This is a genomic window from Chitinophaga sp. 9-1-y, assembly GCF_059511905.2.
This window is the reverse complement of the sequence record NZ_CM197955.1, coordinates 6064106-6088543: the sequence shown is the minus strand read 5'-3', so window position 1 is coordinate 6088543 and position 24438 is coordinate 6064106. Positions and strand designations below refer to the sequence as shown.

Below are 24438 nucleotides of genomic sequence, written 5' to 3'. Positions count from 1 at the left end.
TGGACGCCCTATTTATATCAGTCCTTATGTATAAGTGCTTATATTTAAATTTCCGCGCAAATCCAAAAAAAACCTTTGATTTCTCGTTTTACTTCCTATTTTTGCACTCGAATTATGAACACAAACATACATATCCATCATCACCATCATTTCTTACCAACGCGGTAGGCTGGGATGATAATGTGTATATCACTATATTAAATCATCAACAGGGGCTTACCGAAGAGGTAAGCCCCTTTTTTATTTATTATCCAGGATGAAATTGAAAATTGCAATCCAGAAATCCGGCCGCCTGCACGATGATTCCATCAAATTGCTGAAGGAATGCGGTATCGACATCAATAACGGTGTAAACAAACTGAAAACAGAAGCAACTAACTTCCCGCTGGAAGTATTCTTCCTGCGCGATGATGATATTCCTCAATACATTGAAGATGGTGTGGCAGATATAGGTATTGTAGGAGAAAATGTAGTGCTGGAAAAACAAAAGCAGGTGAACATCGTTCAGAAGCTGGGCTTCGGAAAATGCCGCCTCTCCATGGCCGTGGAAAAATCAGTGGATTACACAGGTGTGAAAGATTTGCAGCACAAAAGAATTGCCACCAGCTACCCGGTGATAGTGGAAGAATTCCTGCAACGCAATGGCATCACCGCAGAAATTCATGAGATCAGCGGCTCCGTGGAAATAGCACCTGGTATTGGCCTCGCAGATGCTATCTGCGACCTGGTGAGCAGCGGCTCTACCTTGTTCATGAATGGATTGAAAGAAGTAGAAACGGTGTTGAAATCAGAAGCCGTATTGGCCGCCTGCCACAACCTGAAGCCGGAGCAGCAACTACTGCTCGACAAATTATTATTCCGTATTCAGGCGGTGAAAAAAGCGAAGAATAATAAATACATTCTGCTCAATGCACCTAATGATAAACTGAATGAAATCATTGGTTTACTGCCTGGTATGAAAAGCCCGACAGTACTGCCACTGGCAGAAGCAGGCTGGAGTTCTGTTCACTCTGTACTGAATGAAAATGATTTCTGGGATATCATCGAAAGCCTCAAAGCTGCCGGTGCACAAGGTATCCTGGTAGTACCCATCGAAAAAATGGTGATCTAAAAAACGGAGTAAACGATGCAAGTAACCAGATTTCCCGATAAAAGCACCTGGAGCGCCCTGTTGCAACGCCCTGTAATGGATACTTCTGCCCTGGAGAAAAAAGTAAACGATATCCTGCAGGAAGTACGTACCAATGGCGACCAGGCCATCAGAAAATTTGCAGCAGAATTTGATAAAGTAACGCTGGAAAATATACAGGTACCAGCAGCGGCTTTTGCACAGGCAGAAGCTACGCTGGAACCCACGCTGAAAGCCGCTATTCAGCAGGCAGCAAAAAATATTACTACCTTCCATCGCGCGCAGCAGGAGAAAGTACAGGTGATTGAAACCATGCCCGGTGTACAATGCTGGCGCAAACCGGTAGCCATCCAAAAGGTGGGATTATATATTCCGGGTGGTTCAGCCCCGCTGTTTTCTACCATACTGATGCTTGGTATACCCGCTATGATAGCCGGTTGTAAAGAAATAGTACTCTGTACGCCTTCCTTGCATCCCGCTATTTTATATACGGCACAACTGATAGGTATTGAAAAAGTATTTACCATCGGTGGGGTACAAGCCATTGGCGCTATGGCTTACGGTACGGAAACGGTACCACAGGTGTATAAAATATTTGGACCCGGTAATCAGTATGTAACCTGTGCCAAGCAACTGGTGAATAAAAGCGGCGTAGCCATCGATATGCCTGCCGGTCCTTCGGAAGTGGCGGTGCTGGCGGATGATACTTGTGTGCCGGCTTTTGTGGCAGCCGATTTACTGTCACAGGCAGAACACGGCCCGGATAGCCAGGTGGTATTGGTCACCACCAGCGAAAAGGTACTGACCGATGTGACCAACGCCCTGAATGCACAGTTGGAACAACTGCCCCGCAAAGGCATTGCTACAGCGGCCCTGGAAAACAGTAAAATGATCCTCGTGAAAGACATGGATACGGCGATGGATATGCTCAACGCTTATGCACCGGAACACCTGATCCTGGCCTGCAGCGGCGCAGAAAATATCGCAGATAAAGTCACTGATGCGGGATCCGTCTTCATGGGAAATTATACACCGGAAAGTGCAGGCGATTATGCATCCGGTACTAACCATACATTGCCTACAAATGGCTATGCAAGGGCATATAGTGGTGTATCGCTGGATAGCTTCGTGAAGAAAATTACTTTCCAGCAAATTTCTCCCGAAGGACTGCAAAACATTGGCGCTACCATTGAAGCCATGGCTGCAGCGGAAGGGTTGGAAGCACATAAGAATGCCGTTACCGTAAGATTGCAACAGCTGGAGAATGCCGGCGTTTAAATAACAAGATAATTATCACTGATATGTTTAATCTCGATACCCTCGTAAGGGCAAACATAAAAAGACTGGTACCTTATTCTACTGCCAGAGATGAGTTTAAAGGAGAGGCTACTATCTTCCTGGATGCAAATGAAAACAACTTCGGATCACCACTGCCGGTGAACTACAACCGCTACCCAGATCCGTTGCAATGGAAGCTGAAATACAAACTGGCCGATGTAAAAGGCGTACCGCCACAGAATATTTTTATCGGCCACGGTAGTGATGAAGCCATCGACGTGCTTTACCGCTGCTTCGTAAACCCGGGTGTGGATAACGTAGTACTTTGCCCGCCTACCTACGGGATGTACGAAGTAAGCGCACACATTAACGATGCGGTCATCCGCAAAGTAAGCCTTACGCCTGATTTTCAGCTGGACATCCCTGCGCTGCAACAAGCCATCGATGAAAATACAAAGCTCATTTTCATCTGTTCTCCCAACAATCCTACCGGTAACTCTATTCACCGCGCGGATATTGAATTGCTGTTGAATAACTTCAATGGAATTGTAGTGATAGATGAGGCTTACATTAACTTCTCCCGTCAGAAAACATTTATACAGGAGCTCACAGAATATCCTAACCTCGTAGTGCTGCAAACCATGTCAAAAGCATGGGGATTGGCAGGACTCCGTATCGGGATGGCGTTTGCCAGTGAAGATATTATTAACACCTTCAACAAGGTAAAACCTCCGTATAATATCAGCCAGGCTACCAGTGAACTGGCGTTGCAGGCGCTCGATAACGTAGGACAGGTAAATGAATGGATACGGGAAATCGTGATTGAACGCGATCTCCTCTCTGCTGCGCTGATACAGCTGCCGGAAGTGCTGGAAATTTATCCCAGCGATGCCAGCTTTATCCTGGTGAAAACCACCGATGCAAAAGGTATCTATAATCACCTGATCGAACAGGGTATTGTGGTGCGCGACCGCTCCAAAGTAGAGCTTTGTATGGGCTGCCTGCGTATTACCATCGGCACACCTGCCGAAAACCTGCACCTGCTGGAGGTATTGAAATCTTTTAACCTGAAAAAAGAAACACCTGTATCTGCATGAAACGAGTACTCTTTATAGACCGTGATGGTACCCTTATCAAAGAAGTGCCACCTACCTACCAGATTGATAGCCTGGATAAAGTGGAATTTTATCCGAAAGTATTTGTCAATATGGCACGGATTGCCGCTGAACTGGATTACGAGCTGGCAATGGTGACCAACCAGGACGGGCTGGGAACCCCCTCTTTCCCGGAAGACACCTTCTGGCCTGCACAGCAGATGATCATAAAGGCTTTCGAAAATGAAGGGATAAAGTTTGACGAAGTATTCATTGACCGCTCTTTCCCGGCAGATAATGCCCCTACCCGGAAACCCCGCACCGGTATGCTCACCAGGTACCTGGACGGTAGCTACGACCTGGCTAACTCTTTCGTAATCGGGGATCGTATTACAGATGTACAACTCGCCAAGAACCTGGGTGCTAAAGCCATCTGGATGAACGAAGGCGCCGGTTTGGGAAATGCGGAAATCAGCGATGATATTGCAGCCCTGCAATCGGTGATTGCACTGGAATCGACCGACTGGAACCGGATCTATGAATTCCTGAAACTGGGATTAAGAACAGTAACGCATGTACGAAAAACAAACGAAACAGATATCAGCATTGAACTGAACCTGGACGGCACTGGTAAAGCCAGTATCCACACCGGACTGGGCTTCTTTGATCATATGCTCGACCAGATTGCCCGTCACGGTGCGATGGACCTGACCATTACCGCTAAAGGTGATCTGCATATCGATGAGCATCACACCATAGAAGATACCGGTATTGCCCTGGGGGAAGCCATGGCTAAAGCATTGGCAGATAAACGTGGTATTGAAAGATACGGTTTCTATTTGCCGATGGATGACTGCCTGGCACAGGTGGGTATTGACTTTGGCGGCCGTAACTGGCTGGTATGGGATGCTACCTTTAAAAGGGAGAAGATAGGGGAGATGCCTACCGAAATGTTCTACCATTTCTTCAAATCCTTCTCAGATGGCGCTAAGGCCAACCTGAACATTAAGGCAGAGGGAGAAAATGAGCATCATAAGATAGAAGCCATCTTCAAGTCTTTCGCAAAAGCCATAAAAATGGCGGTGAAGCGCAATCCATATAATATGCAACTGCCTTCCACAAAAGGGGTATTATAGGAGCTGAAAGCATAAAGCGGAAAGCAAAAAGCTATTGAAGCGAATGCCGGAAGCGAATATTTTAATTGCTTATCCGTGCCTGTAAATCGCTTCAATAGCTTTTTGCTTTCCGCTTTTTGCTTTTTGCTCAAAAAAATATTTGCATCTTCCAAAAAAATGTTTCATTTTTGTTCCGCTATGCAAAATATGATTACTATAAACAAACATTGGTGGTGGCACGGAATCAATTCCTGATCTGTGTTACAGTGCCATGTTTCGTCTAGAAATATATTTGGAAGGCCCGCTGTTACACAGCGGGCCTTCCGCTTTTTCAGCCCTTCCTGTTTAAAAAATAAAATAAACACTTCACCCAATACATCATGCGTACCATCCAAGTAAAAACGAGATCCAAACAAATGCTGGCAGACATCTACACGCCAGTAGGAATATATCTGCGGCTGCGCGATAAATTCCCGGGTTCTATCCTCCTTGAAAGCACCGACTACCGGGCCAGTGATAACAGCTATTCGTATATATGTGTGAAACCTATCGGAGGCATTGAAGTTACCTCTACTTCTCACTTTGAATTTAAATATCCTAACCTCCCGGTAGAAAGAAAAGAGCTGAAGAATAAACAACAGGTACTGGATGAAATGGGGCAGTTTCTCGGTAACTTTTCTTTCACAGGCAGCAACCCGGTGCCAACAGCACAAGGCCTCTTCGGCTATACTACCTTTGATGCCGTTCAGTTTTTCGAAACCATTGAATTTAATAAAAAGAAGCAACAACCCGGTAACACCATTCCGTTAATGCGTTACCGCTACTATCAATATGTCATCGCTATCAATCACTTTAAAGACGAACTCTTTTTAATTGAGAACCAGATAGAAGGAGTCGACAGCGAGTTTGAACTGGTAGAGTCGCTGATCCGGCACAAAGATTCCCCCGGGTATCCGTTTGCCACTACCGGAACAGAAGAAAGCAATATGACGGATGCGGAATATATGCAGATGGTAGAGAAAGGCAAACAACACTGCTTCCGGGGCGATGTGTTCCAGGTAGTACTCTCCAGGGCTTTCCAGCAATCCTTCACCGGCGATGAATTTAACGTATACCGCGCCCTCCGCTCCATCAACCCCTCTCCTTATCTATTCTTCTTCGATTACGGCGATTACAAATTAATGGGCTCCTCACCGGAAGCACAAATTGTGATTAATGATGGCAAAGCCACCATTCACCCTATTGCCGGCACTTTCCGCCGCACAGGAGATGATGTACAAGACAGGTTACTCGCCGATAAACTACTGGAAGATCCAAAAGAAAACGCAGAGCATGTGATGCTGGTAGACCTTGCCCGTAACGATTTGAGCAGAAATGCTACTGAAGTGGAAGTGGCTTCCTACAGGAAAGTACATTTTTATTCTCACGTGATTCACCTGGTGAGTGAAGTAACCGGAAAGGTAGATCCGAAAATGAATCCATTTACCCTCCTGGCTTCTTCTTTCCCGGCAGGTACCCTGTCCGGTGCGCCTAAGTATCGCGCCATGGAAATCATCGACCAATATGAACCTACCGCCCGCGGCTTCTATGGTGGCTGTATCGGTATGGTAGGGTTCAATGGCAACTTTAACCACGCCATCATGATCCGGTCTATGCTCAGTAAAATGAACACCCTGTACTATCAGGCCGGCGCTGGTGTAGTAGCCAAATCGGTCGCTTCTTCCGAACTCGAAGAAGTAAACAACAAACTCAATGCGTTAAAACAAGCCATCCTGCTGGCACAAAAAATTTAGTAATGAACATCCTCGTTTTCGATAACTACGACTCTTTTACATACAACCTCGTTCATCTCGTGGAGAAAATCATTAACGGTAAAGTAACCGTGGTACGTAATGATGAAATTCCTTTGGAGAAAGTAAACGACTACGATAAAATAATTTTATCACCCGGCCCTGGTATTCCGGAAGAAGCTGGCTTATTACTGCCACTCATCAAAGAATATGCACCCACCAAATCTATCTTTGGTGTTTGCCTCGGCCAACAGGCCATCGGACAAGCTTTTGGCGCTTCCCTCACTAACCTGAAAGAAGTGTACCATGGAGTAGCTACCAAAGTGAATATTATTAAGGAAGATGGACGCCTGTTTAATAACTTACCGAAACAAATAATGGCAGGTCGCTATCACTCCTGGGTAGTAGACGAATCTACCCTGCCCGCTGAATTAATCATCACCGCAAAAGATGAAGACGGCTTTATCATGGCCTTACAGCATAATAAATACGATGTAAGCGGCGTACAGTTCCACCCGGAAAGTGTACTCACCCCGCAGGGAGAAACGATTTTGAGAAACTGGTTAAGCCTGTAATAACATACATCTTCCTTAACCAATTTCAACAAATCATCTAACTAACAGCTAACTGCTAAAAGCTAACAGCTTCCAACAACAGCTATCATGAAAAAGATTCTTAATTACCTCTTCGAACATAAAACCTTTAGCCGCGAAGCTGCTAAAGACATCCTGATCAGCATCTCCAAAGGCATGTACAATGAAAGTGAACTCGCCGCTTTCATGACGGTATTCCTCATGCGCAGCATCACCATCGATGAACTGCTGGGCTTCCGCGATGCCCTGCTGGAACTTTGTGTACCCGTAAATCTCAATGGGTATGATGTACTCGACATCGTAGGTACCGGCGGGGATGCAAAAAATACCTTTAATATTTCTACCTTGTCGTGCTTTGTGGTGGCAGGCGCCGGCGCTAAAGTAGCCAAACATGGCAACTATGGCGTGTCTTCCGTAAGTGGCGCCTCCAACGTGATGGAACTGGTAGGCTATAAATTCAAGAACGATGACGCCAAACTAAGAACAGAACTGGAAACATCCGGCATCTGTTTCCTCCATGCTCCCCTGTTTCACCCGGCCCTGAAGAATGTAGCCGGTATCCGCCGTCAGCTGGGTATCCGCACCTTCTTCAATATGCTCGGACCACTGGTAAACCCGGCTTTCGCCAAACACCAGCTGATAGGGGTGTATAGCCTGGAAATGGCCAGGGTGTATAACTACCTGTTCCAGCAAACCGATAAACAGTTTGTGATTGTTCATAGCCTGGATGGATACGATGAAATATCACTGACCGCCGATACCAAAGTGATCACCAACAAAGGGGAGCAAGACTGGACGCCGGAACAACTGGGTAAACGTAAAGTACATGCCGAAGATATCTACGGTGGCAATAGCACGGAAGAAGCCGCCAAGATCTTTATGAAGATCCTGAAAGGAGAAGGTACCTGGGCACAGAACTCCGTTGTATTCGCCAACGCGGCAATGGGACTGTACAGCCTCGGAAAATATAATTCGTATGATGATTGCTTCGCCGCCGCAGTAGAATCACTGGAATCAGGCAAAGCATATACCGCATTTAAAAATCTGATTGCGTTGCAGTCGTAGGCGTATTTTTTTATGAAGAATATCTTAGCAGAAATAGTTGCACATAAACATATTGAAGTAGCTGCCCGCAAATTGCAGCGCAGTACTGCCGACCTGGAACAGGCGCCCGGGTTTGCCCGTGAAACATTGTCGTTGCGGCACTTCCTGCAACAACCGGGAAAAACCGGCATCATTGCAGAATTCAAGCGCCGCTCTCCTTCCAAAGGCCTGATCAACGGCGAGGTAACAGTGCAACAGGTAACTACCGCATATACACGCTACGGCGCCTCCGGTCTCTCTGTACTCACCGACGAAAAATATTTCGGCGGTTCCTCAGACGACCTGCAACAAGCCCGCAGCTTTAACCAGATTCCCATTCTGCGCAAAGACTTCGTGATCGATGAATACCAGATCCTCGAAGCCAGAGCCATTGGCGCGGATGTAATTCTCCTGATCGCAGAATGCCTGGAAGCTGCGGAAGTAGCCCGTTTAGCTACTTTTGCCCACAATCTCGGCCTGGAAGTATTGCTGGAAGTACACAGTGAAGCACAACTGGAAAAAGTAACGGCACATACCCACCTGGTAGGGGTGAATAACCGCGACCTGATTACTTTCCAGGTAGACTTCAACCGCTCCTGTGAGCTGGCGCCGAAAATTCCGGCAGATAAAGTGAAAGTAGCAGAAAGCGGTATCAACGATCCGGCTGCTATTGTAACACTGAAAGCCGCCGGATTCCAGGGCTTCCTCATCGGAGAACATTTTATGAAACAGGAAGATCCTGCCCGTGCTTTCGAAAATTTTGTTCAAACACTCCATGACCTGGAAAACAAATAACTATCTATGCGTATAAAAGTTTGCGGCATCACAAGAATAAATGATTTGCAGGCGCTGGTAGCTAACAGTGTGGATTATGCAGGATTTATTTTTTATGAGAAATCGCCCCGTTTTGCCGGCAATAAAATAGACGCAAGAACCGTACGGGAAACCACCGGTATCAAAAAGGTAGGGGTGTTTGTCAATGCTTCGCTGGAACAGGTACAACGTACCATCTCCGACTATGCACTGGACCTGGTACAATTACATGGCGATGAAACACCTGCGTTTTGCGCTGCTATCCGCAAATCGGTTCCGGTGATCAAAGCTTTTCGTATTGGTGACAACGTTAACTGGGAAGCAAACGTGGAGCCATTTATCCCGGTAACGGATTATTTCCTTTTCGACACCGCTTCTGTAAAGGGTTACGGCGGCACCGGCGAAAAATTCAACTGGGAATTGCTGGCAGGTTATCCTTTTGAGCATCCGTTTTTCTTAAGTGGAGGTATCACCCCGGATCAGGCAGCGGAAATCAGTGAGATGCAGTTGCCCGCATTGTTCGCAGTGGATGTGAACAGTAAATTTGAAGACAGCCCCGGTGTGAAAAACATTGCACTGGTGGAACATTTTGTGAAACAAATTCATTCATCAATAATAAAATAATCGGTCATGGATATTGCGATTAACACCGGCAACTCCAGGTATCAGGTAGATAAGAACGGCTATTATGGCAGATTTGGTGGGGCATACATTCCTGAAATGTTATACCCCAATGTGGAGCAGTTACAATCCCAATACCTTAGCATACTGAGCGATCCTTCTTTTCAACAGGAGTTTGAAGCACTGTTAACAGATTACGTAGGCCGCCCTTCCCCGCTGTATTTTGCGAAACGTTTGTCAGAAAAATACAAAGCAAAAATTTATCTCAAACGGGAAGACCTCAATCATACCGGCGCACATAAAGTAAATAATACCATCGGGCAAATCCTGTTGGCAAAGCGTTTGGGTAAACGTCGCATCATCGCAGAAACCGGTGCCGGACAACACGGCGTAGCTACGGCTACTGTATGTGCGCTCATGGGCTTCGAATGCGTGGTGTACATGGGTAGCATCGATATTGAAAGACAGGCGCCTAACGTAGCCCGCATGAAAATGCTGGGCGCTACCGTGGTACCGGCTACCAGCGGCAGCAAAACCCTGAAGGATGCTACCAACGAAGCTATCCGCGACTGGATCAACAACCCGGTAGATACTCATTATATCCTCGGCACCGCTGCCGGCCCACATCCATACCCGGATATGGTAGCCCGCTTTCAATCGGTGATCAGTGAGGAAATCAAAAAACAACTGAAGGCAAAAACCGGCAGTGAAGATCCCAACTATGTAGTGGCTTGTATTGGTGGTGGCAGTAATGCTGCCGGCGCCTACTTCCATTACCTGGACCGGGAAAATGTGAAACTGGTAGCCGTGGAAGCCGCCGGACATGGGGTACATAGCGGCCACTCCGCTGCCACCACCCAGCTGGGTACCATTGGCATTATCCACGCCAGCAAAACCCTGCTCATGCAAACCGCCGACGGACAGATTACAGAGCCGTACTCTATCTCCGCCGGTCTGGATTATCCGGGCATCGGACCTATGCACGCCCACCTGTATGAATCAGGCCGTGCACAGTTCCTGTCTGCCACCGATGAAGAAGCACTGGCAGCTGCCTATGAACTGAGTTTACTGGAAGGAATCATTCCTGCTATGGAGTCTTCCCATGCGCTGGCAAAATTAAAGGACCTCCCGCTGAAAGAAGAAGATGTAGTGGTAGTATGCCTTTCCGGCCGCGGTGATAAAGACCTGGATACCTATATCCGTCACATGAAAAAATAAAATGGATTATGCAAAACCGTATTGACCAACTGTTCGCTAAAAAGCAACACGGCGTTTTAAATATATATTGCACCGCAGGTTTTCCAAAGTTAAATGATACCCTGCCGGTAATGACCGCATTACAGCAACATGGTGCCGATCTTATTGAACTGGGTATGCCTTTCTCCGATCCACTGGCCGATGGTCCTGTGATCCAGGACAGCAGCACCAAAGCATTGCAGAATGGGATGAGCCTGCACGTTCTTTTTGAACAGCTGTCCGGCTTCCGGAAAACAATACAGGTACCCGTGATCCTCATGGGATATTTCAACCCTGTGCTCACTTTCGGGGTAGAAGCTTTTTGTGCTAAATGTGCAGAAGTAGGGGTAGATGGTATCATTGTACCAGACTTGCCGATGGCAGAATATGAAAATGAATACCGGCCGCTTTTTGACAAATATAACCTGCACCTCATTTTCCTGGTAACACCGGAAACCAGTGAGGCCAGGATCCGCAAAATAGATAGCCTGAGCAAAGGATTTATCTATGCCGTATCTTCTTCTTCCACCACGGGAAAAGACAAGGATATGAAAGACCAGCAGGCGTATTTTGAGCGACTGAAAAAATTGCAGCTCAGTAATCCGGTATTAATTGGGTTTGGTATAAAAGATAAAGCTACTTTTGAGGCGGCTTCAGCGCATGCCAATGGTGCTATTATCGGAACAGCCTTTGTCAAAGCCATTGAAAATAGCCAGGATATTGACGAAACGGTGAAAACGTTTATCTCGGGAATAATTCAGTAATAACATGAAAACGGTTATCATAAAATACAACGCCGGTAATATTCGCTCTGTGCAATTTGCATTGGAGCGTTTAGGCGTTAACGGTACTGTTACAGATGATCACGAAGAGATCATGTCGGCCGACAAGGTTATTTTCCCCGGTGTGGGAGAAGCCAGTACGGCTATGCGGTACCTGAAGGAAAGAAAGCTCGACCAGGTGATTGCCAACCTGCAGCAGCCGGTATTAGGCATCTGCCTGGGTATGCAACTACTCTGTAAACATTCAGAAGAAAATGATACGGATTGTATTGGCGTTTTTGATACAGCGGTGAAACGCTTTCAATCGCCGGTAGAAAACCTGCTCAAAATACCACAGATCGGCTGGAACAATATCACCGGCCTGCATAGCGTGATGTTTGAGCATGTACCGGAAAATGCTTACATGTACTTTGTGCACAGCTACTACGCAGCTTTGGGTGCAGACACGGTAGCTATCGCCAATTACGTGATCAACTACAGCGCGGCCCTGCAGAAAGATAATTTCTATGCGGTACAGTTTCACCCGGAGAAATCCGCGGAAGCCGGTGGTCGTATTATTGAAAACTTTTTGAACCTTTAAGATGAACATTCGTCCGATTAGTGCAGATGATACCTTGCAACTCCGCAGGGATGTATTGTATCCTAACGAATCATTATCTGCCGTAAAAGTAGATCATGATGCAGATGGCTTACACTTCGGCGTATTTGATCAGGGACAAATGGTGACCGTGGTATCCCTGTTCCTGGACCGCGATAGCGCACAGTTTCGTAAGCTGGCTACCTTGCCGGCCGCGCAGGGAAAGGGCTATGGAAAAGCCATTCTCGCTCACCTGGTGAATATCTGCAAAAAAGAAGGTATCAAATTACTCTGGTGCAACGCCCGCAATACTGCCGTTAGCTTTTATGATAAGCTGGGCTATTCTAAAAAAGGCGATTATTTTATAAAGAGCGGAATTTCTTATGTAAGAATGGAGTTGCCGCTGGACCTGCATAACATGACAGCTAAACGTTTCGAAATTATTCCTGCCATCGACATCATTGATGGTAAATGTGTAAGGCTCACCCAGGGTGATTATAGCCAGCAGAAAGTATACAACGAACATCCGCTGGAAGTGGCAAAAGAATTTGAAGCCATCGGCGTAAGACGCCTGCACCTGGTAGACCTGGACGGCGCAAAAAAAGGACAGGTAGTGAATTGGAAAGTGCTGGAAAGTATTGTGGGTAAAACCAGCCTGGTAACTGATTTTGGCGGCGGTATTAAAACCGGTAAAGACATAGACATTGTATTCGAATGTGGCGCGGCATTAGCTACCATTGGTAGCGTGGCAGTAAAGCAACCGGAGTTGTTTTTCAGCTGGGTAAAGCAATACGGCGCAGATAAAATATTTTTGGGTGCGGATGTGAAGGAAGAAAAAATTGCCGTAGGTGGATGGCTGGAAACAACGGAGCTGTCTGTATTCGATTTCCTGGAAAGTAATATCGCGCAGGGCGTTACCAATATCTTTTGTACCGATATCGCCAAAGATGGCTTGTTACAGGGCCCGTCTACAGAGTTGTACAAAAAAATTGTTGCACGCTTCCCGGCGATCAATTTTGTTGCCAGCGGCGGTGTAAGTAATATTGAAGACGTGGCAGCCTTACAGGAAATTGGCTGTAGCGGCGCTATTATTGGTAAAGCGATCTACGAGGGTAACATCTCCATGGATGCATTAAAAACATTCCTGTAAATTATTAGCACATGTTGACCAAACGCATCATACCATGCCTGGATATCAAAGACGGGCGTACCGTTAAAGGTATCAACTTCGAGAATATCCGCGATGCCGGCGATCCTATAGAACTGGGCGCTTTATATGCTGCACAGGGCGCTGATGAACTGGTATTCCTGGATATAACAGCTACGAATGAACGTAGAAAAACATTATCTGAACTGGTGACGCGTATTGCACGTCATGTGAATATTCCATTTACCGTTGGTGGTGGAATTTCTTCCGTGGAAGACGTGAACGTATTACTCCAATCCGGTGCAGATAAGATTTCCGTAAATACCTCTGCTTTCAAAGATCCGGAGCTGGTAGACCGGCTGGCCCGCGAATTCGGTAGCCAATGCATTGTACTGGCTATTGATACCCGTTTTGAGGATGGCGACTGGTACGTATACCTCAATGGCGGCCGCGTGAAAACAGACGTGAAAGCATTTGACTGGGCCAAAGAAGCGGTGAACCGCGGCGCTGGTGAAATACTACTCACTTCCATGAACAACGATGGTACTAAAAAAGGGTTTGCACTGGATATTACCGGGCAAATGTCGCAGCACCTCAATGTACCGGTGATTGCCTCTGGTGGCGCTGGTAATATGGAGCATTTTGTAGACGTATTCCAAAACGCCCAGGCAGATGCCGCGCTTGCTGCCAGCATCTTCCATTACAAAGAAATAGAAATACCTGCGCTCAAAACCTTTCTTTACAACAAAGGGGTGAACGTAAGATTTTAGAGATACCTGAAATAAGTTAACATGCAGATAGATTTTCAAAAGTCGTCCGATGGCCTGGTGCCGGCTATTATACAGGATGCCGTGACTTGCAAAGTACTGATGCTGGGATATATGAACCGCGAAGCATTGGAAAAAACCATGGCAGACAGCAAGGTGACTTTTTTCAGTCGCTCCAAAAACAGGCTGTGGACGAAAGGAGAGGAAAGCGGTAATTTCCTGATCGTAAAAGACCTGAAGGTAGACTGCGACCAGGATACCATTCTCATCAAAGCCAGTCCTGTAGGCCCGGTATGCCATACCGGTGCGGATACCTGCTGGGATGAGCAAAATATCAGCAATGATTTTCTGTCCACGCTGGAAGGCATTATTGCAGATAGAAAAAACAACCCTACTGATAAATCTTATACGGCCAGCCTGTTTGCACGCGGCATTAATAAGATTGCACAAAAAGTAGGAGAGGAAGCAGTAGAAGTAGTGATCGAAGCAAAAGATAATAACGACGACCTGTTTCTGAATGAATCTGCCGACCTCCTGTTTCATTACCTGATCCTCTTGCAGGCCAAAGGATTCCAGTTGTCAGATGTTATTTCGGTGTTAAAACAGCGCCACAGTAAATAACCCGCAGATGCGGGTCTATGACGTGTTCAGATAATGATGATGCAGTTATCATCGGGCTTAATAGTTATTATTCATCCCGTAACAGATAGTAAATAATTCATCATCATTATCTGCAACCGCTATGTCTCCCTCAAAAAATGACCAACGGTAAGCAACAACCCACCTACCCTTAAAAATCTCTTCGTATATTACACCCCTCTAACTAATTAAAATAATTCGTAATGAAACAAATTTTCCTGTTAGCCGCTGTAGGGCTGTTTTCCACAGGAGTGTACGCCCAGCAGGTGGTGTCAGGGATTGTGAAGAACGGCAACGGCAAAACCATATACCTTTTTGACGACCAGGATAATAATCCCGATGACTCTGTGGTCATCAAGAATGACCAGTTTAGTTTCAAGGTAAAGAGTGGCAAGGAGCCATCCGTGTATGCATTGATTTTGAGAGAAGTGGATTACCCGATGTTGTTCGTAACAGGTGGTAATGAGCCCGTGCATTTTACTACGTCTGTGGCTACTTATCCCATTGCATCTGTGGTGAAGGGAAATGAGAATACACAAGCTATGCAGCAGTACCAGAAAGCGTTTGAGCCGTTAATTAAACGGGCTCAGGACCTGAACCTGATTGCTAAAAACGTAAACCCGGAAGATGAACCGGCTAAGAATTCCTTCCGTAAGAAAGCGGATGAGTTTAGCCTGGATGTAATTAAAACTGGTAATGATTTTATCAAAGCACATCCGGGCAGTATTGCCAGTATCTGGCTGCTGATGAACGAATTACGGTCACGGGTGAACGCGGAAGAATTTCAACAACTGTTCAATTCGCTCGATGCATCTGTTAAAAACGGGGAATACGGAAAAAGCGTAACCGCCTATATAAAAAGTTTGAAAGCCAATGCGGTAAACATTGAAGCAGATGACTTTTCCCAGACAGATGCCAAAGGGCAAACGGTAAAACTCTCTTCTTTCAGGGGAAAATATGTGCTGGTGGACTTCTGGGCCAGCTGGTGTGGTCCTTGCCGCCAGGAAAATCCTAATGTTGTAAAAGCCTATAACAAATACAAGGATAAGAACTTTACCATCCTGGGTGTTTCCCTGGATGACAACCGTGATCGCTGGTTGCGGGCGGTTAGCCAGGACAACCTCCACTGGACACAGGTATCCGACTTGCGTGGATGGGGCAATGAAGTAGCCGTGCAGTATGGCATTCAGTCTATTCCTTCCAATTTCCTGGTGAGCCCCGATGGCAAGATCATCGCCCGCAACCTGCGTGGAGAAGAACTGGAAGCCAAATTGCAGGAAGTACTGAAATAGCCGCTTATCAAAATCAGGTTGCGATTGATCAGCCGATTTTACAAATTTGTTGTTCGTAAAACAAAAACCAATGAAAAAAACGATTGTAGGGATCGCCCTTTTCGTACCGGCAGTGATATTTGCCCAGGATAAAAAAGGCGCAGCCGCAGGTAAGCCTTATACTATACAGGGAACGGTTTCTCAACAGAAGAACCCCGCTACTGTTTACCTGAGAATGCGGAAAGGCGGAGAGAGCTTTATGGATAGCGCTCAGATCAAAGACGGCAAATTTACTTTTAATGGCAGCCTGGAAGAACCTGCTATGGCCAGCCTCATGCTGGTACAGAAAGGCACAGAAAAGCCAGTATCCATGGGCCGCGATATGCTCGCCGTATTCCTGGATAAAGGTGTCATCAATGTAACTACCACCGATTCTATCAGCAAAGCCGACGTAACGGGTTCCAAAGCCAACGACGACTATAAAAAGCTGAATGAGTTATTAAAAGATGTCAACGAAAGAGGTGCTGCACTCCAGAAACAGTATCGCGAATTGGCACAGAAGAAAGACGAAGAAGGCATCAAAAAGCTGGAAGCGCAATACGATGCGCTGGACGCAGAAGAAAAGAAAATAGAGAATGATTTCCTGGTTAAAAATACCAATTCTCCTATCTCCATGTTCTTAATGAACCAGGTAGCAGGATACGATATTAAACCAGCAGAAGTAACACCGCTGTTTAAGAAATTAAGCAAAGAAGCCAGGAATTCTCCTTCCGGTAAGGAATTCTCCAAACGCCTGGAATCAGCCCGCAAAACCGCTGTCGGACAGCCTGCTATCGAATTTGCACAGGCAGATGCCAATGGCAAGAATATCAGCTTATCTTCCTTCCGTGGAAAATATGTACTGGTTGACTTCTGGGCCAGCTGGTGTGGCCCCTGCCGCGCTGAAAACCCGAACGTTGTAAAAGCTTACGATCAATTCAAATCCAAAGGCTTCGAAATCCTGGGCGTTTCCCTCGATGATAAGAAAGAAAAATGGCTGGCAGCGGTAGAAGCAGATAAACTGACCTGGACACATGTTTCCGACCTCAAAGGCTGGAAAAATGCAGCAGCAGATCTCTATGGTGTACGCGCTATCCCGCAGAACGTGCTGATTGATCCTAAAGGAAAAATCGTAGCTAAAAACCTGCGTGGCGAAGAACTGGCTTCTAAACTGGAAGAAATATTGAAGTAACAGGCAATACGCTGATAAATAAAAAAAGGGGTGGTATCCAACGATACCACCCCTTTTTTATGGGCTAAAATAAATTTTGTTATATCTACGATAGTTTCGTAGATTTACGAAAGAATCGTAATTGAACATAAAATAATATCATGGAAAAACTGACCCAGCAAGAAGAAACAGCCATGCTGGCTATCTGGAAAGTAGGGAAAGGTTTGGTAAAAGACTTCCTGGAAGCACATCCTGCGCCCGTGCCTCCTTATACTACCCTGGCCTCTACCATTAAAAACCTGGAGAAGAAAGGGTTCCTGGACAGCCGGAAAATAGGTAACGTATATGAATATACGCCTGCCATCGAAGAAGCGGCCTATAAGCAGAAATTTATGAATGGCTTCGTAAAAGACTATTTCGAAAACTCCTATAAAGAACTGGTATCCTTCTTCGCAAAAGAAAAGAAGATCAGTCCGGATGAGTTAAAAGAAATTATCAACATGATAGAAAAAGGCAAATAAAACTGCTGACTATGGTACCTGCTATATTAATATATCTGCTGAAAGCAAACATTGCGCTGACCATGTTCTTTCTCGCTTACCGCTTCGGTTTGCGCAGATTGACCTTCTATACATTGAACAGGCTGTTTCTGCTGATAGGTATCGCATTTTCTTCCTTGTTTCCCTTTATCCCTATCAACGCATTTGTAAATAAGCACGAAGCCATTGCCGGTAATGTGATGACGTATGTGCCTGATCTTTCCGCATGGCAATCGCCGGAGCCTGTATTTACGGTATGGACGGTGTTGGTATACATCTTCTGGACAGGTGTATCAGTCATGACTATACGCCTTTTAATACAATTGATCTCCCTGTGGAAAATTCACCGGCAATCGCAACGGGGGCAAATCGATGATATTCCCGTGCAGTTGCTACAGCAACCGGTAAATCCTTTTTCGTTCTTTCGTCATATTTATATCAATCCTTCCCTGCATCAACCGGAAGAATTACCCGCCATTCTGCACCACGAAAAAGTGCATGTACAGCAATGGCATACCGCCGATGCGTTGCTGGGAGAAGTTAACCAGGTGTTCTATTGGTTCAACCCAGGCGCCTGGTTGATGAAAACAGCCATCCGCGAAAACCTGGAGTTCATTACAGACAGGTACCTGCTACAGCAGGGCGTGGATAAAACCAGTTATCAGTATAATCTTATAAAAGTTAGTGGGATCCCCTATGCGACGGCCATCGCAAACAATTTCAATTTCTCACATCTTAAAAAACGAATTATCATGATGAACAGCAAAAGGTCATCCCGCTATCAATTGGTTCGCTACCTGGTATTAGGAGTATTCGTAGGAGGGTTGGTGTTATCGTTGAACTATACAAGAGCAGCCGCGGCACTAAATTTCATCCAGATTACAACAGATACTACACCCGTCTTTAAAGATGTAGTAATAACACAATCGATAACTGAAGAACAAGCTAAAGCTATAGACGCAAAACGAACTAAAAAGACAACCCAAAAGCCTAATGTCATCAGGTTGAAAGGAACCAGTGGGCATGATCCGGTGTATATCGTCAATGGAGAAAGGATTAGTAAATCGGCTATGGATGCCATAGATCCCAATACCATCGAGTCGATAGGTGTAATAAAGTCCAAAACAACAAATGGAAAAGACGTTTACCAGGAAAAATATGGTGCGGCGGCGAGAAATGGGGTTGTTTTAGTTGAGTTAAAGAAGCCGAAAGCGATTGGTATTTCCCTCCGGGGCGGCGGTGCAATAGGTACATCAACGGAAGGGTCGCCATTGGTACTGGTAGATGGTGAAGTATGGAAAGGTAAATCCATTAATGATATTTCGTCCGATAAAATTGCTTCTGTAGACGTGCTTAAAGGCGATGCCGCCAAAGCGCTCTATGGCAGTGCGGCCGAAAATGGTGTGATCATGATTAAAACCAAATCAGGTGCCGGCGTCAAAGAAGTGCAGAAAATAGAATTACGCCTGAACGATTCCACAATTGTAAAATAATTATTTACATCACTGATAAAAGCCAGAAAGCTGCTATGGTGCCTGCTATGCTGATATACCTGCTCAAAGCGAATATTGCATTGACGCTGTTTTTTCTCGCCTACCGTTTTGGTTTGCGTAAGCTCACTTTCTATACGCTGAACAGAATATTCTTATTGGCAGGCATTGCCTTCTCGTCCTTGTTCCCCCTTATATCGGTGGATACTTTTGTGAATAAACATAAAGTGATTGCAGGGAGCGTAATAACCTACGTACCCAATTGGCAAGCCTGGCAGGCGCCCGCGCCCGTATTCACCGTTTGGAACGTATTGGTATACATCTTCTGGACAGGAGTATCGGTAATGGCTATACGCTTTTTTATACAACTTTTTTCGCTGTGGCGCATTCACCGGAAATCACAACCGGGAAAGCTTTATGATATCACGGTACAATTGCTACAGCAACCGGTGAATCCTTTTTCGTTTTTCCGTCACATCTACATTAATCCCTCCCTGCATCAGCCGGAAGAGTTACCTGCTATCCTGCGCCATGAAAAGGTGCATGTGAAGCAATGGCATACCGCGGATACGCTGCTGGGAGAATTAAATAATATTTTTTACTGGTTTAATCCCGGCGCCTGGCTCATGAAAACAGCCATCCGTGAAAACCTGGAATTCATTACAGATCGTTACCTGCTGCAGCAGGGCGTAGATAAAGTCAGTTACCAGTACAACCTGGTTAAAGTTAGTGGGATCCCTTACGCGACGGCCATCGCGAACAATTTCAATTTATCACACCTTAAAAAAAGAATTATGATGATGAACAGCAAAAAATCGTCCCGCTACCAGGTAATACGCTATATGGTATTGGGTTTGCTGGTAGGGGGAACCGTGCTGTCGTTGAACTATACCAGGGCTGCAGGCGTGATGCATTACAACAATGCAAAGGATAGCCTGCCCACTAAAACTTCCCACGGTGCTAAGCAGGCAGCAACACCTGTAACATCTAAAACATGGACTGATACAGTGCCGGTGGTGGTCTCCAGTAGTATTGCTTTTTCTGGTAAGGACTCTACGGGCAAGGTTATCTTTTTTGTAAACAATAAGTCAACTGACAAAGCTTCGGAGGCATGCGGCGGATGTCCCGCTAAACAAGGCGATAGCACTGCTGTAATTTCCTTCACCATTAACGGCGATAATATCTCGCAGCAAACAGCTACCGTCAACGATATCTCTAATAATATCCAGGTAACGGTAACCGGTGTTAAAGTTAGCCCGCAGGAAAAACCAGCACAGACCTACGCCAAAGATATCTCTAATGATATCCAGGTAATGGTAAACGGTGTTAATGTCAACACACAGCATATCAAGCCAACACAGTCTTATGATGTAAAAACAAAGACGTTGGTGGGAAATTCAACTGTGACCGTGCTGCCAGGTCAGCCACAAACCATCACGATTACCACTCACCCAATCGTTATCAACGGTACGGAAGTGCAGGGGCAAGGTGTAACCCTCAAAATTGACACCGTTATTGTAAAATAATCCTACCATCCAATAACAAAAGCCACGGTCCGCCACCGTGGCATTTTTGTTTCTATACAACATTATCCATCCACAACTGTTTATATAGGTGATTAATACACCTGCTTATGCTGCAAAAAGGCGATACTGCTCCAGACTTCACCCTGAGCTCAACACCTGAAAAAACAGTTACCCTATCGGCCCTGAAAGGCAAAAATGTAATCCTGGCTTTTTATCCGGCCGACTGGAGCCCGGTATGCAGTGATCAGATGGCGCTGTACAATGAAATGCTACAATACTTTGAGCGATATAACGCTGTACTGCTGGGCATATCCGTTGATGGCGCGTGGTGCCACCATGCTTTTGCCAAAGCCCGGCAACTACACTTCGACCTCCTGGCCGATTTTGAGCCGAAAGGTGCGGTATCCCACCTGTATGGCGTATATGAAAATGGCGTAAGTCAGCGGGCCCTTTTTGTAATAGACGCGCAAGGGATTATTCAATGGAGTTATTTATCACCTATTGGTCAGAATCCAGGTGCAGATGGCATCCTGGCCGCATTGGAAAATATTAAAAACTAACCTGGATGGCTACCCTGATTCCCCCCGTGAATGCATTGGATCATATCCTCGGCACGCCCAACGCTACCATTGAACTGGTAGAATACGGCGACTTTCAGTGTCCCTATTGCCGGGAAGCGTTCTTTGTGGTAAAACAGCTGCAGGAGCGTTTTGCAGACCGGCTACGCTTTGTGTTCCGTAATTTTCCGCTGTCGGAAGCCCATGAATACGCCATGGATGCAGCACTCGCCGCAGAAGCAGCTGCCAGGCAGGATCGTTTCTGGGATATGCATGATGCCATTTATAACCGCCAGCCTGAACTAAATGAAGCAGTGCTGCTCAGGCTGGCGGCCGATATGGAAATCGACCTGCGAAAATTTGCCGATGATATGGAATCCCCCAAACTATTAAGCAGGGTGGAAGCCGACTTCGAAAGTGGCGTGCGTAGCGGCGTAAATGGTACCCCTACGTTTTATCTCAATGGCAAACGATATAATGGCGATTACCGGGTACTATCCTCTTTCCTGGAAGAAGAATAATCAGTGTTGTTGATCAACAGAACGCGCACAACGAAAGCCCAGGTTAGATAAACCGGATTCCGGCGTGCTTTTCATACGGGCAGATACCCGGTAGCCCCGGCAATATTCATCGCTGCACATGTATGAACCGCCACGGATCACTCTTTTGGCCTGGCCCGGATCGTCAGGGTCAAGTCCTGCTGTTGGGCCTGCCGGATTTTTCACACCTTTTTCTCCCTGTATATAGTAGTTGGCATCGTACCAGTCTTCACACCATTCCCATACATTTCCGGCCATATCATACAATTGATAACCATTAGGGCTATACGATTTTACAGGCGCCGTGCCGTAGTAACCATCTGTTTTGGTATTCTTGTAAGGAAAGTTACCGTTCCAGGTATTGGCTTTGGCTTTACCGGTCGTCAGCGGCTCATTTCCCCAGGGATATAAACTGCCGGCCAGGGCGCCACGAGCGGCATATTCCCATTCTGCTTCCGTAGGCAGCCGTTTGCCGGCCCATTTGGCATAAGCCTGTGCATCCAGCCAGGAAACCTGCGTAACGGGTTCGTTGTCCCTGTTGGCGATGCTGCTATTAGGACCTTCGGGATGTTTCCAACTGGTACCTGGTACAAATGACCACCACTGGGAAATATCGTTAAATGGAACGGCATGATCCGGTGGGGTAAATACCAGCGCGCCCGGCGCCATCATTTGGGCCAGCACGGCACTATCTGGTTCCGGTGTACCCGGCGGCAAGCTGGCCATTAATTCCGCTTTGCTGACAGGCTGTTCGGCAGTAGTTACATAACCGGTAGCGGCTACAAAACGGGCAAATTCAGCTTTGGTTACTTCATGTTCATCCATCCAGAAAGAGGCGATGTCTACCTGGTGTTTGGGGTATTCATCTGCCATGCCGGTGCTGTCATCTGCGCCCATCAGGAACGTACCTGCAGGTATCAGTACCATCTTGTTAAGGGTGTCTTTCTCTTTGCCGGCAGTATCCTGTTTGGCGGAGTTGCCTGCACAGGCGCTTAATAGTGCCAATCCCAGCACCAGGTTTATCTTCCACATATTGTAGTCGGGCGTTTTTAATCGTTTTTCAAAAATAATATTTAAAAAATTGCTTTCGCCGGAATTTGCTGAAAATCACCATTAAGGAGAGATGTGGGAGGAATAAAGGTGGTCTTAACAATTATATAATTACTTTTCCACGAAAACTGTTGTAAACTGCAGGCGGTTACGGGGCAGCTATGCCTCCTTTTTTATTGGTATCGCGTATGCAAAAATCTGCTGTACCCTTTACACGCAAGGATTTCGGGGAAGACTTTCTTTGGGGCGTCACAATTTCAGCTTTTCAAAATGAAGGGGCCTTCAATACAGATGGCAAAGGGCCTTCTATTTGGGATACTTTCTCCGGCCGCAAAGGCAAAATCAAAGATAAAAGCCACGCACAAACCGCTACGGACTTCTACAATCGCTATACACAGGATATTCTGCTGGCAAAGTTGCTGGGCTTTTCCGTATTCCGTTTTTCGCTTTCCTGGTCACGTATTATGCCTAAAGGTACCGGCGCGGTAAATCCTGCCGGCATCGACTATTATCACCGGGTAATAGATGCCTGCCTGGAATTGGGACTGGAGCCTTATGTTACCCTCTATCACTGGGATTTACCCCAGGCGCTGGAACATAAAGGCGGTTGGGCCCACAGAGGCGTTGTTTTCGCATTTGAAGAATTTGCAAGGATATGTGCCCGCGAATACGGTAACAAGGTGAAAAACTGGATCGTATTGAATGAGCCCTTTGGCTTTACGGCCCTGGGCTATATGCTGGGCGTACATGCGCCGGGTAAATTCGGGCTTTCCTGGTTTTTGCCGGCAGTACACCATGCAGTATTAGCGCAGGCGGAAGCGGGGCGGGTGCTGCGCGAAGAAGTAGCCGGCGCCAATATTGGTACGGCCCTTTCCTGTTCACAGATTATTCCTTATTCCAATAGTGCTGCCGACCAACAGGCAGCACGCCGTGCAGATGCGCTCTTTAATCGCCTGTTCCTGGAGCCAGCGCTGGGTATGGGTTACCCGGTGGCCGATTTTCCGCTGCTTCGGCGTATTGAACGCCGTTATGCCCTCTGGCGCGATTGGGACCGGCTGGCTTTTGATTTTGATTTCATCGGCGTACAGAACTATTTCCCGCTGGTGGTGAAATACAACTCTTTTATGCCCATCGTTAAAATTTCGGAAGTAAAGGCCAAATCCCGCAATGTACCCCTGACAGGATTAGGATGGGAGATTAACGGCAACGGCCTGTATGAAGTATTGAAACAATTTGCCGGCTACCAAAATATTAAGAAACTCATTGTAACAGAAGGTGGTGCGGCTTTCCCCGACGTGCTGTCTCCCGATGGCCGTATCGAAGACCAGGCACGTATTGCCTATTTCCAGGAATACCTGGCAGGTGTATTGAAAGCCCGGCAGGAAGGTATTCCGGTAGAAGGTTACTTCGCCTGGACCCTTACCGATAACTTTGAATGGGCGGAAGGATATCGCGCGCGCTTTGGATTGGTACACATTAATTTCGATACCCAGCAACGCACTATTAAAGACTCCGGATATTGGTTCCGGCAATTGCTGGAAGCAGAAGGCTGAAAGCTTTTATAGCAAATGATCGGAGCGGATTTTGTCTTA

General features: G+C 46.4%; 24 protein-coding genes. 23 read left to right on the top strand and 1 reads right to left on the bottom strand.

The window, feature by feature from the left end:
- Nucleotides 1-256: 256 nt before the first annotated feature.
- From hisG to AC5ZC7_RS23870, 22 genes are all read left to right on the top strand, one after another.
- Complete coding sequence (gene hisG / locus AC5ZC7_RS23975; protein WP_496158500.1) at nt 257-1111, top strand: ATP phosphoribosyltransferase; 855 nt, start codon at nt 257-259, stop codon at nt 1109-1111.
- 15 nt (nt 1112-1126) lie between these two features.
- The gene (gene hisD, locus AC5ZC7_RS23970; protein WP_496158501.1) at nt 1127-2407 is read left to right on the top strand and encodes a histidinol dehydrogenase; all 1281 of its coding nucleotides are present in this window, start codon (nt 1127-1129) and stop codon (nt 2405-2407) included.
- A gap of 23 nt (nt 2408-2430) precedes the next feature.
- Entirely contained in the window at nt 2431-3504 is a 1074-nt protein-coding gene (gene hisC / locus AC5ZC7_RS23965) for a histidinol-phosphate transaminase (protein WP_496158502.1), read from the top strand.
- Nucleotides 3501-4637: a bifunctional histidinol-phosphatase/imidazoleglycerol-phosphate dehydratase HisB gene (gene hisB, locus AC5ZC7_RS23960; protein WP_496158503.1), complete on the top strand. Its 1137-nt coding sequence runs from the start codon at nt 3501-3503 to the stop codon at nt 4635-4637. The genes hisC and hisB overlap by 4 nt, the downstream gene beginning before the upstream one ends.
- A 359-nt stretch (nt 4638-4996) precedes the next feature.
- Nucleotides 4997-6409: a chorismate-binding protein gene (locus AC5ZC7_RS23955; RefSeq protein ID WP_496158504.1), complete on the top strand. Its 1413-nt coding sequence runs from the start codon at nt 4997-4999 to the stop codon at nt 6407-6409.
- Nucleotides 6410-6411: 2 nt separating this feature from the next.
- On the top strand, nt 6412-6981 hold the full coding sequence (locus AC5ZC7_RS23950; RefSeq protein ID WP_496158505.1) for a glutamine amidotransferase-related protein: 570 nt from the start codon (nt 6412-6414) through the stop codon (nt 6979-6981).
- 87 nt (nt 6982-7068) lie between these two features.
- Nucleotides 7069-8064: an anthranilate phosphoribosyltransferase gene (trpD, locus tag AC5ZC7_RS23945; protein WP_496158506.1), complete on the top strand. Its 996-nt coding sequence runs from the start codon at nt 7069-7071 to the stop codon at nt 8062-8064.
- A gap of 12 nt (nt 8065-8076) precedes the next feature.
- Nucleotides 8077-8877 (top strand): indole-3-glycerol phosphate synthase TrpC, encoded by an 801-nt coding sequence (gene trpC / locus AC5ZC7_RS23940; protein ID WP_496158507.1) that lies wholly within the window; start codon nt 8077-8079, stop codon nt 8875-8877.
- A 6-nt stretch (nt 8878-8883) separates the two neighbouring features.
- Nucleotides 8884-9519, top strand: a complete 636-nt coding sequence (locus AC5ZC7_RS23935) for a phosphoribosylanthranilate isomerase (protein WP_496158508.1) — start codon at nt 8884-8886, stop codon at nt 9517-9519.
- Between the two features lie 6 nt (nt 9520-9525).
- The gene (trpB, locus tag AC5ZC7_RS23930; RefSeq protein WP_496158509.1) at nt 9526-10734 is read left to right on the top strand and encodes a tryptophan synthase subunit beta; all 1209 of its coding nucleotides are present in this window, start codon (nt 9526-9528) and stop codon (nt 10732-10734) included.
- Between the two features lie 8 nt (nt 10735-10742).
- Entirely contained in the window at nt 10743-11516 is a 774-nt protein-coding gene (gene trpA / locus AC5ZC7_RS23925; protein WP_496158510.1) for a tryptophan synthase subunit alpha, read from the top strand.
- A gap of 4 nt (nt 11517-11520) precedes the next feature.
- The gene (gene hisH, locus AC5ZC7_RS23920; protein ID WP_496158511.1) at nt 11521-12114 is read left to right on the top strand and encodes an imidazole glycerol phosphate synthase subunit HisH; all 594 of its coding nucleotides are present in this window, start codon (nt 11521-11523) and stop codon (nt 12112-12114) included.
- A 1-nt stretch (nt 12115) separates the two neighbouring features.
- Nucleotides 12116-13261 carry a 1-(5-phosphoribosyl)-5-[(5-phosphoribosylamino)methylideneamino]imidazole-4-carboxamide isomerase gene (gene hisA, locus AC5ZC7_RS23915; protein WP_496158512.1) on the top strand — a complete coding sequence of 382 codons (1146 nt, stop codon included), beginning with the start codon at nt 12116-12118 and terminating at the stop codon, nt 13259-13261.
- An 11-nt stretch (nt 13262-13272) separates the two neighbouring features.
- Nucleotides 13273-14028 carry an imidazole glycerol phosphate synthase subunit HisF gene (gene hisF / locus AC5ZC7_RS23910; RefSeq protein WP_496158513.1) on the top strand — a complete coding sequence of 252 codons (756 nt, stop codon included), beginning with the start codon at nt 13273-13275 and terminating at the stop codon, nt 14026-14028.
- A gap of 21 nt (nt 14029-14049) precedes the next feature.
- Nucleotides 14050-14646, top strand: a complete 597-nt coding sequence (gene hisIE, locus AC5ZC7_RS23905; RefSeq protein ID WP_496158514.1) for a bifunctional phosphoribosyl-AMP cyclohydrolase/phosphoribosyl-ATP diphosphatase HisIE — start codon at nt 14050-14052, stop codon at nt 14644-14646.
- Between the two features lie 221 nt (nt 14647-14867).
- Entirely contained in the window at nt 14868-15956 is a 1089-nt protein-coding gene (locus AC5ZC7_RS23900) for a redoxin domain-containing protein (RefSeq protein ID WP_496158515.1), read from the top strand.
- 70 nt (nt 15957-16026) lie between these two features.
- On the top strand, nt 16027-17166 hold the full coding sequence (locus AC5ZC7_RS23895; protein WP_496158516.1) for a redoxin domain-containing protein: 1140 nt from the start codon (nt 16027-16029) through the stop codon (nt 17164-17166).
- 140 nt (nt 17167-17306) lie between these two features.
- Complete coding sequence (locus tag AC5ZC7_RS23890; RefSeq protein ID WP_496158517.1) at nt 17307-17666, top strand: BlaI/MecI/CopY family transcriptional regulator; 360 nt, start codon at nt 17307-17309, stop codon at nt 17664-17666.
- A gap of 11 nt (nt 17667-17677) precedes the next feature.
- The gene (locus tag AC5ZC7_RS23885; protein WP_496158518.1) at nt 17678-19177 is read left to right on the top strand and encodes a TonB-dependent receptor plug domain-containing protein; all 1500 of its coding nucleotides are present in this window, start codon (nt 17678-17680) and stop codon (nt 19175-19177) included.
- Between the two features lie 35 nt (nt 19178-19212).
- Nucleotides 19213-20700 carry a M56 family metallopeptidase gene (locus tag AC5ZC7_RS23880; protein ID WP_496158519.1) on the top strand — a complete coding sequence of 496 codons (1488 nt, stop codon included), beginning with the start codon at nt 19213-19215 and terminating at the stop codon, nt 20698-20700.
- A 107-nt stretch (nt 20701-20807) separates the two neighbouring features.
- Nucleotides 20808-21260 (top strand): redoxin domain-containing protein, encoded by a 453-nt coding sequence (locus AC5ZC7_RS23875; RefSeq protein ID WP_496158520.1) that lies wholly within the window; start codon nt 20808-20810, stop codon nt 21258-21260.
- Nucleotides 21261-21265: 5 nt separating this feature from the next.
- Nucleotides 21266-21778 carry a thioredoxin domain-containing protein gene (locus AC5ZC7_RS23870; RefSeq protein ID WP_496158521.1) on the top strand — a complete coding sequence of 171 codons (513 nt, stop codon included), beginning with the start codon at nt 21266-21268 and terminating at the stop codon, nt 21776-21778.
- Here the strand turns inward: AC5ZC7_RS23870 and AC5ZC7_RS23865 are convergent, their stop codons facing one another.
- Nucleotides 21779-22828: an SUMF1/EgtB/PvdO family nonheme iron enzyme gene (locus AC5ZC7_RS23865; RefSeq protein ID WP_496158522.1), complete on the bottom strand. Its 1050-nt coding sequence runs from the start codon at nt 22826-22828 to the stop codon at nt 21779-21781. It lies immediately after the preceding gene.
- A 206-nt stretch (nt 22829-23034) separates the two neighbouring features.
- Here AC5ZC7_RS23865 and AC5ZC7_RS23860 point away from each other — a divergent pair, with 206 nt between their 5' ends.
- Entirely contained in the window at nt 23035-24399 is a 1365-nt protein-coding gene (locus AC5ZC7_RS23860) for a GH1 family beta-glucosidase (RefSeq protein ID WP_496158523.1), read from the top strand.
- Nucleotides 24400-24438 lie beyond the last annotated feature (39 nt).